The sequence below is a fragment of the Patulibacter sp. NPDC049589 genome (assembly GCF_040675535.1).
Taxonomy (GTDB): domain Bacteria; phylum Actinomycetota; class Thermoleophilia; order Solirubrobacterales; family Solirubrobacteraceae; genus Patulibacter.
This window is the reverse complement of record NZ_JBFAPC010000203.1, coordinates 1-8687: the sequence shown is the minus strand read 5'-3', so window position 1 is coordinate 8687 and position 8687 is coordinate 1. Positions and strand designations below refer to the sequence as shown.

6 protein-coding genes and 1 pseudogene are annotated in these 8687 nt (G+C 76.0%); all 7 read right to left on the bottom strand.

Annotation, left to right across the window (positions count from 1 at the left end; translation table 11 throughout):
• Positions 1 to 486: pseudogene (locus AB0L40_RS24620) on the bottom strand (hypothetical protein); the annotation flags it as partial.
• A gap of 49 nt (positions 487 to 535) precedes the next feature.
• Complete coding sequence (locus AB0L40_RS24615) at positions 536 to 1858, bottom strand: ABC transporter permease (RefSeq protein ID WP_364360909.1); 1323 nt, start codon at positions 1856 to 1858, stop codon at positions 536 to 538.
• Positions 1855 to 2730, bottom strand: coding sequence for an ABC transporter ATP-binding protein (locus AB0L40_RS24610; protein WP_364360911.1), 876 nt, complete (start codon positions 2728 to 2730; stop codon positions 1855 to 1857). The genes AB0L40_RS24615 and AB0L40_RS24610 overlap by 4 nt, the downstream gene beginning before the upstream one ends.
• 326 nt (positions 2731 to 3056) lie before the next feature.
• A complete protein-coding gene (locus AB0L40_RS24605) occupies positions 3057 to 3896 on the bottom strand; it encodes an HlyD family efflux transporter periplasmic adaptor subunit (RefSeq protein WP_364360907.1) in 840 nt (279 codons plus the stop codon).
• Positions 3897 to 5135: 1239 nt separating this feature from the next.
• Complete coding sequence (locus AB0L40_RS24600; protein ID WP_364360905.1) at positions 5136 to 6053, bottom strand: hypothetical protein; 918 nt, start codon at positions 6051 to 6053, stop codon at positions 5136 to 5138.
• A gap of 102 nt (positions 6054 to 6155) precedes the next feature.
• Complete coding sequence (locus AB0L40_RS24595) at positions 6156 to 7301, bottom strand: glycosyltransferase (protein ID WP_364360903.1); 1146 nt, start codon at positions 7299 to 7301, stop codon at positions 6156 to 6158.
• Positions 7298 to 8344, bottom strand: coding sequence for a glycosyltransferase (locus tag AB0L40_RS24590; protein ID WP_364360901.1), 1047 nt, complete (start codon positions 8342 to 8344; stop codon positions 7298 to 7300). The genes AB0L40_RS24595 and AB0L40_RS24590 overlap by 4 nt, the downstream gene beginning before the upstream one ends.
• Positions 8345 to 8687: the final 343 nt, after the last annotated feature.

Sequence of the window (8687 nt, the reverse complement as noted above, 5' to 3'; positions counted from 1 at the left end):
GGCCGTCCCGCCCGCGGCCGCACCGGTTGCGCTCGCCGCGCCGCCCTGGGCGCGTCCGCCGCCGGCGGCGCCCGGGAGCCCGCCGGCCAGCGCCGCGCGCCCGCCGAAGCCCCCGCCGCCTCCTCCGCCGTCGGAGCCCGAGTGCTTCTGCACCTGGACCCCGCCGATGAAGCCGGCGCCGGCCAGCACCACGCCCGCCAGCACGACGGTCGCGGGGGTGACGAGGCGCCGGCGCGGGCGCTCGGGCAGCGACTCGTGCGGCTCGTCGTCCCACCCGTCGTCGTCCCAGCCGGCCTGGCCGTCGGGCAGGTCGTACTCGACGTCGTCGTCGGCCGCGAGCGGCGCGGCGTCGCCGGCCGCCGGGGTGGCGCTCTGGTCGCCCGGCCGGTCGGCCACGGCCGTGGTCGCGGGAACGGCCGGGTGGACGCGGGTGTCGTCGTCCGCCGCCGCGGGGGCGGTCGGATCGGTCTGCGACCGGTCGGTCACGGGGTCCTCCTCGTGGTCGTGCAGGGCATCGGGCCTCGATCGGCCGGGATCACTCAAAACGCAGGGCCTCGATCGGCCGGAGGCGCGCGGCGCGCCCGGCGGGGTAGGTGCCGAAGAACAGGCCGGCGATCACGGACGCGCCGAACGCGAGCGCGACCGACGACGCCGACACGACGGGCGTGACGCCCGCGATGTCGAAGCGCGCGACGCCGAGCCCGAGCAGGACCCCGACGACGCCGCCGAGCATCGAGACCAGGACGGCCTCGGCCAGGAACTGGGTGAGGATGTCGCTGCGGCGGGCGCCGATCGCCTTGCGGATGCCGATCTCGCGGGTCCGCTCGGTGACGCTGACGAGCATGATGTTCATCACGCCGATCCCGCCGACGAGCAGCGAGATCGCGGCGACTGCGCCGAGCAGCGTGGTGAAGACGCTGGTCGTCGAGCTCGACGCCTCGAGAATCGAGCCCTGGTTGATCACCTGGAAGCTCGAGCTGGAGGTGCTGCCGGCCGCCGCGCCGCCGACCGCGGAGCGGCCGCCGAACAGTCCCGCCCCTCCCCCGACGCGCGCCCGGCCGGTGCCGGCCGCCGCGGTGCCCGAGGCGGATGCGGCGGTCGCCGTCGACGGGTGCCGGCGGTCGAGGATGTCGGTGATCTCGGCCTGCGCCTGGTCCAGGCCGCCCTCGGAGGACGCCTGGACGACGATCTGGCTGATCGACCCGTAGCCCGCGAGCGAGTCCTGCACCGTCGTGACCGGCGCGATGACGACGTCGTCGTTGTCGGTCGCCCCGCTCGCGCCCTTCGCGGCCGTGATGCCGACGATCTGGAACGCGATCCCGTTGATCTTCACGGACTGCCCGACGGAGACCCCGAGGTTCTGGACGACGGTGGGGCCGACGACGACGACGCGCTCGCGGGCCTTCGTCTCGGCCGCGGTGAAGTTCGCGCCCTGGGCGATCTTGTAGTCCTTCGCCTTCAGGTAGCCGGTCGTCGTCCCGACGACGCTCGACGGCTGGTAGCTGGTGCTGCCGGAGACGAGCGTCGCCGAGCTGACGGTCACGACCGGCGACGCGCTGGCGACGTGCGGCGCGAGCTCCCGGTCGTCGAGTGCCGTGGCGTCGGCGGTCGTCAGCGAGCTGCTGCTCGTGGCCGCCGATCCCGGCCCGCCGCGGGCACCCTGGCTCATGACGAGCAGCACGTTGGTCCCGAGCGCCCGGATCTGCGACTGCACGGCCTCCTGCGACCCGTTGCCGACGGCCACGAGCACGATCACCGACGCGACGCCGATGACCATCCCGAGCATCGTCAGCCCGGACCGCAGCTTGTTGGCGACGATCCCGCCGAGCGCGATGCGGAGCGTCTCGCGGGCGTTCATGCGGACCGCCGGTCCCGGGCGGTGGAGGTCGCGGCGCGGGCGGGACCCGCGCCGACGGGTCGGGCCCCGACGGGGTGCGGGGCGGTGCCGGCGGCCGCATGCCCGGGTGTCGCACTGGCCCGTCCGGCCCCGACGGTCGACGCCCCGACAGGGTGTCCGTCGGTGCGGTGCGCACCGCGGACCACCGGGGCCGAGTCCGCGTTGCGGGTGTCGCTGAGGATCCGCCCGTCACCCAACCGGATCACCCGCTGCGCACGATCGGCGACCTCGTCCTCGTGCGTGATCAGCACGACGGTCCGGCCCTGACGGTGCAGGTCGTCGAAGATCTCGAGCACGTCCTCGGTCGAGCGCGAGTCGAGGTTGCCGGTCGGCTCGTCGGCGAGGACCAGCGGCGGGTCGGTGACGATCGCGCGAGCGACCGCGACGCGCTGCTGCTGGCCGCCGGAGAGCTCGGACGGCAGGTGGTCCAGCCGCTCCCCCATCCCGACCGCCCGGAGGGCGGCGATCGCCCGGCGACGGCGGTCGGCCCGCGAGAGGCCGGCGTAGGCGAGCGGCAGCTCGACGTTCGCCACCGCGCTCGTGCGCGGGACGAGGTTGAACGCCTGGAAGACGAAGCCGATCTTGCGGTTGCGCAGATCCGACAGGCCGTCCTCGTCCATGTCCGCCATGTCGACCCCGTCCAGCAGGTACCGGCCGCCGCTGGGCGCGTCGAGGCAGCCGAGCACGTGCATGAGCGTGCTCTTGCCGGACCCGGACGTCCCCATGATCGCCACGTGTTCCCCGCGCTGGATCCGCAGCGTCACGCCGTCGAGCGCCCGCACCTCGAGATCCGGCGTGGGCCGGTAGACCCGCGACACGTCCCGCACGTCGATGACGGGCGGCCGCTGCCGGGGGCGGGATCCCGCGGGACCAGCGCTCGGAGTCGGGCGACCAGCCGGACGCCCAGAAGTCGTGCCCGACCCTGCCGCCGCGCGACCGCTGCCGGTCGCCACACGACCGCTGCCCGTCGCCGCACGACCACTGCCCGTCGCCACACGACCGCTGCCCGTCGCCGCACGACCACTGCCCGTCGCCACACGACCACTGCCCGTCGCCGCACGACCACTGCCCGTCGCCGCGAGATCGCTGCCGGACGCCGGCAAACCGCCCCGCCCGTCGTCGGATCCGCCGCCGCCGGCCCTCCGCCCGAGGAAGCGCCTCATCCGCGGCCGCCGGGAGCCCCGCCGCCGAAGCCCCCGCCCCCGCCGGCCCCGCCGAAGCCCCCGCCGGCGCCGCCGAACCCGCCGGCCGCACCGCCCCGGCCTCCGGCGCCACCGCCCGCCGCACCGGACCCGGTCGAGGTCGTCGTCGACAGCGCGGGCAGCACGACCTGGTCGCCGGCCTTCAGCCCGCTCGTGACCTGGGTGGCGGAGTCGCCGACCACGCCGGTCGTGACCGCGGTCTGGACGTCCTTGCCGTTCTTGCGGACCGTGACGCTGCGGCCCGAGACCGCCTGGCTCGGCACGCTGATGCCCTTCGCCTGCGTGGTGACCACCTCGGCGGACGCGCTCATGCCGGGCAGCACGCCGTCGGCCTTCTGGGTCACCGCGAGCGTGACGGGATAGGAGACGACGCCGGAGCTCGACGTCGACGTCGTCCCGATGTCGGTGACCTTCGCGGCGAGCTTCACGTTGTCGAGCGCGGTCACGGTGACGCTCGCCGCCTGCCCGACCTTCAGGTCGCCGATGTCGGACTCGCTGAACGAAACCTCGAGGTCGAGCCTGCTGAGCTGCGAGAGGGTCGCGAACCCCGTGGACGTCGAGGTCGACCCGGTCGACGCACCGCTCGTCCCCGTGCCGCCGCCGGCGGCCGAGGTCCCGCCGGCCGCCGACCCCGAGGAGGAGCTGGAGGACGCCGAAGAGCTGGACGATCCGGAGCCGCTGACCGTCTGCCCGACGGCCCCGTCGAGGGCGGTGACGGTCCCCGCGACCGGCGCGCGCAGCCGCGTGTCCTCGAGCGCCTCCTCGGCGTCCTGCACGTCGAGCTTCGCGGACGCCACGGCGGCCTCGGCGGACGCGACGGAGGTCGTCCCCCCGCCGGACCCGGAGGTCCCCGACGACCCACCGCTGGACGTCCCGCCCCCGGACGCCCCGCCGCTTGAGGAGCCGCCCCCGGACGCCCCGCCGCTTGAGGAGCCGCCCCCGGACGCCCCGCCGCTTGAGGACCCGCCCGACGACGTCCCCGACGACGAGCCGCCGCCGGAGCTCCGCGCCCCGCTCCCACCGGACGACGAGCCCCCCGACCCGCCGCCCGTCGCCGGAGCGGCCGACGTCGTCGTGCTCGGCGTGGTGGTCGAGGTCGTGGGCGCCGTCGAGGTCGTCGTCGGCGTGGTGGCGGTCGTCGGCGTGGTGCTCGACCGTCGCCGCGCCCGCGGTCCCGGCGCTCGCCGCCGTCGTCCCGTCGGTCGTCCCGCCGCTCGCCGCCGTCCTCGCCCGCACCGCCGCCGTCCTCGCCCGCACCGGCCCGCCGATCGACGCCGCCACGGTCCTCGCCCCGGCGGCGCAGCCGCAGGACGAGCGCGCTGCCGAGTCCGAAGACGGCGAGCGCGACGAGGACCGCGGCCTGCGGCGAGGCGTGCGGGCTGACCATCGCCCCCGTGGCGGGGCCGAGCGGGCGCGTGACGATGCTCGACGCGAACGCCTTGGCGCCGGCGCGTTGCTCGGACGCCGCCTGCACCGCGGTCGCCCGCAGCAGGTCGACGGCCGCGTCGGCCGCCCGCCGCGCGAGCGCCGCGTCTGGGGCACGGGCGAAGACGCGGACGACCGGCGAGTCGGGGTCCACGCGCAGCAGCAGGGCGACCTTCGCGCGGTCGTCGAGCAGCTGCGCCGCGCGCTCGTCGCCGCGGGGGTCCGTGGCGGCGCGCGGGATCGCGGCGGTGAACTGCTGCTCGACGGCGACCTGCGCGCCGTCGAGGCCGAGTCGCCGACCGATCGAGCGCCGGCCGGACGGGCCGGCCGCCACGCTGGCGAAGACCTGCGCGCGGCTGGTCAGCGTCTGCAGGGTGTTCAGCGGCGCACCGCCGCGGGGCTGGGCGCCCGAGCCGAGGACGCTGTCGCGCCGGTCGACGAGCACGCCGGACTGGGCGGTCGCGAAGGTGATCGCGCGCGGCGTGACGGACGGGCCGGAGAGGTCGACCCGGTAGCCGGTCAGCAGGCCGGAGACGGCAGCGACGAGGGCGACGGCGACGAGCAGCGACAGCGTCCGCAGGAGCCCGCGGCGGCCGCTGCCCGTCGCGGACTCATGCGTCGTCATCACGATCTCGCTCCTCGTCCGCGTCGGCGTCGTGGCGGCCCGCCGCGACGAGCTCGCGGTCGTGGCCGTTGCGGCGGAAGGCGTCGTAGGCCTCCAGCGCTGCCTCCTCGCCGTCGACCAGGGGCGCGCCCGGCTCGCGGTCGTCGTCCACGCTCGGGGGGCGACCGACCAGCAGGCTCAGGAGCACGAGCCCGACCAACACGCCGACGCCGGCGCCGATCCCCTTGCCGAGGCTCGACGTCGTCGTGACCGTCGAGCCCTCCGCGTTGGCGACCGGCCGCAGCAGCAGCGGGTACGAGCGGTCGCCTCCGGACGCTCCGCGACCGCCCTCGAGGTCGCTGTCGTCCACGCCCGTGCCGATCTTCCCGACGGCCGCCGTCAGCGCCTTGCGGGCCGCGGTCGCCAGCTCCTGCGCCTCGGCGGCCGTCGGCGCCTGGCCGGTGATCCGCACGACCGGGAGGCCCCCGGACGCGCGGAAGACGACGGACGGCGCACCCGCGGCCGGGAGCGGCCGCTGGACGTCGGCGCCGCTGAGCGCGGGCGTGCTGCTGCCGCCGGGGGCGCCCAGCCCGCTGGTGCTCGCCACGAGCTGGAACGAGTCCCGCGGGCGGTGCAGGGCCTCCGCCATCCGCTTGCGGATCGAGTCGCTCTGGGCGTACTGCGCGATCAGGATCGCCCGGTCGGCGAGCTCGCCGTTGAGGTTGTTGACCCGGATCATGGCCGAGCGCTGGGAGTCGACGAGGAGCTCCGCCTGCGCGGTGCCGTGGCGCGTCGTCTTGCGCTCGAGCCCCGACCCGCTGACGTGGAACGTGAGCAGCACGAACGCCACGGCGCCGAGCAGGGCCGCGGCGGCGAGCGCGAGCTTGCGGTGTCGCAGTCGGTGCAGGGCGTTCGTGAGATCCATGTCGGCGGGGCCTTCCGGTAGCGGTCGTCGAGGGCGTGGTGCTGCGGGACGGTGGGACGGCTCGGCGGGCGCGATGCCCGGGGACGCTCCCGTCCGCCGGCCTCAGTCGGCGCGGACGGCGCGGTCGACGGCCTCGCGCATCTCGCGGATGAAGCGGGGCCGCGAGAACCGCTCGGCCTGGTCGGCGAGCCGGTGCGCGTCGAACGCCCCGAGGTCGGCGTCGTGCAGCGCCTCGGCGAACTCGGCGGTCGAGCCGGTCGGCAGGAGGATCCCGGTCTCGCCGTCGACGACGGTCTCCGTGGCGCCGCCGGCGGCGGTCGCGATCACCGGCGTGCCGGAGGCCTGGGCCTCGACGGCCGTGATCCCGAACTCCTCGACGTTGGGCACCAGCACCGCCTTGGCCCGCGAGTACAGGTCGGGGAGCGTCGCGTCGTCGACGCGACCGAGGAACTCCGTCGTCTCGCCGTACTCCGCCCGAAGCCGTTCCATGTCGGGCCCGGTACCCACGACCTTCGCCGGTACGCCGGCGCGGCGGGCGCCCTCGAGCGCGACGTCGAGGCGCTTGTGGGCGGTGACCTCGCCGACGGTGAGCACGAAGTCCTCGGTCTCCGGGGCGTCGTCGACGTCGAAGCGCTCGGTCTCGACCGGCGGGTGGATGATCTCGGCCTCGCGGCCGTAGGCCTCGAAGATCCGGTCGCGGCTGAGCGCGGAGATCGCGACGTAGGTGTCGACCTCCGCGGCCTGCCGGCGGTCCCAGCGCCGCATCGCGTCGAGGCCGGTGTCCATCAGCGGCCGGGCGACGGCGGGGACCTTCGAGCGCGTGAGGTCCCGCTCGTGCCACGCGTAGCGCAGCGGCGTGTAGCAGTAGCAGAGGTGCAGCGCCCCGGGCCGCTTGCGGACGCCGTGGGCGAACGCGCTGGAGCTCGAGACGACCACGTCGTGCTCGCTGACGTCGAGCTTGCCGACCGCCCACGGGTAGGCCGGCGCGAGCCGGCGGAAGCCGTCCTGTCGCACGCCGAACCGCTGGAGCGGGGACGTCCGGACGTCGCGGTCCTCGAAGCGCCCGAGCGTGTCCTCGGACGAGTAGACCGTCGTGTAGATCGGGGCGTCCGGCCACGCCTCACCGATCGCCTCGAAGGTGCGCTCGGCTCCGCGCATCACGAGCAGGTAGTCGTGGACGAGGCCGACCGAGAGACCGGCCGGCGGCGCGGTCCCGGGCGGCGCGGGCGTGGGGACGGTGGTGCTCATGCTGGGACTCCCGTGTGTCTGAGGACGTGGGTGCGCAGGAGGGCGGAGACGCTCGGCAGGCCGGCCCCGGGCATCCGCAGGTCGCCGTCGGCCAGCGCCGCGGCGACGTGATCCCGCTCGATCGCGCCGTCGACGGGCACCACCGCCCGGAGATCGCCGAGCTGGCCGGCGATCTCCAGCTGGTGGTCGTCGAAGTGCTCGCCGTGGCGCGACAGGCGCGGCATCACGACGGGGCGCAGGCCGGCGCGCAGCCCGCCGGAGATGATCCCGGCGCCGGCGTGGCAGATCAGCAGCTCGGCGTCGTCGACCGCGCCGCGCAGCTCGTCCGGGGCCAGCCACGGGCGGGCCTCGTCGAAGTGCCGGGGCTCGTAGGCGGTGGCACCGGTCTGCGCCCGCACGGGGCGGGGCAGCAGGCCGGCGGCGGCGGCCTCGTCGGCGGCACGCAGCAGGCGGTCGAAGCCGCCGGCGTGGGTGCCCAGCGCGACGAAGGTGCCGTGGCCGCCGTCGGCCCGTCGCTCGGGGACGTCCTCGAGGAGGGCGGGGCGGCAGACGCGGGCGCCGGGATAGACCGCCGCCATCCCGGGCCACTGCACGGCGACGGCGACGGCCAGGCGCGAGAGCACCCGGCCCGACGCGCTCGGGCTGTCGACGCGGGCCATCGTCTCGACGAAGACGACGGGGATCCGCAGCAGCCGTCCGAGGAGGGCGACGGGAATGGCGGGGCTGGCGCCGGAGGTGACGATCAGCTGCGGCCGGTGGCGGCGCAGCGCCCGCAGTGAGCGGGCGGCGTTGCGGACGACGCGCACCGGATCGCGGCCGACCAGCGGCACGAGCTCGACGGCGTCGCCCGTGGCCCGCAGGGGCTCGACGGCCGGACCGGGCGCGGTCACCCACACCCGGCGGGTGCCGCCGAAGGCCGCGTCGCGGGCGCTGCGCAGCAGGTCGAGGTGACCGCCGGGCGACGCCGCCAGGAGCACGCACGGCGCCTGCTGGTGGGCACGACGAACGTCGTTGTGGTGTGTGGTGTGGGGGGGCACCGACATGGGAAGACTCACCCACCACACACGGCCGCGCACGGGCCATCGTGTGGTGGGTGTCGCGTATTGCCCCACGACCGTGGAGTCGTTGGCCTGAGGGGGATCGGACCAACGCGATGGGGGTGCTTTACAGGAGTACCGATCTGTCGAGCAGATGCAAGTGAGAACCGGCTCCTGTGCCGGACGTCACATCATGGGGGGGCCGGCCCACCACCCCGGAACGCGCGATCCGGCCCCGGGGCGGGCACGGCGCATCGTCCGTGAGCGACGCGTCCTGCGGCCCCGGCGGCCGGGCGCGGACGACGTCCCGATCCAGCTGGCCGCGTACGTGGAGGCGAGTGCCCCGATC

Coding starts and splice junctions, on each gene's coding strand:
- AB0L40_RS24600 (WP_364360905.1), bottom strand. CDS start 6,053: ATGGATCTCACGAACGCCCTGCACCGACTGCGACACCGCAAGCTCGCG.
- AB0L40_RS24595 (WP_364360903.1), bottom strand. CDS start 7,301: ATGAGCACCACCGTCCCCACGCCCGCGCCGCCCGGGACCGCGCCGCCG.
- AB0L40_RS24590 (WP_364360901.1), bottom strand. CDS start 8,344: ATGTCGGTGCCCCCCCACACCACACACCACAACGACGTTCGTCGTGCC.
- AB0L40_RS24615 (WP_364360909.1), bottom strand. CDS start 1,858: ATGAACGCCCGCGAGACGCTCCGCATCGCGCTCGGCGGGATCGTCGCC.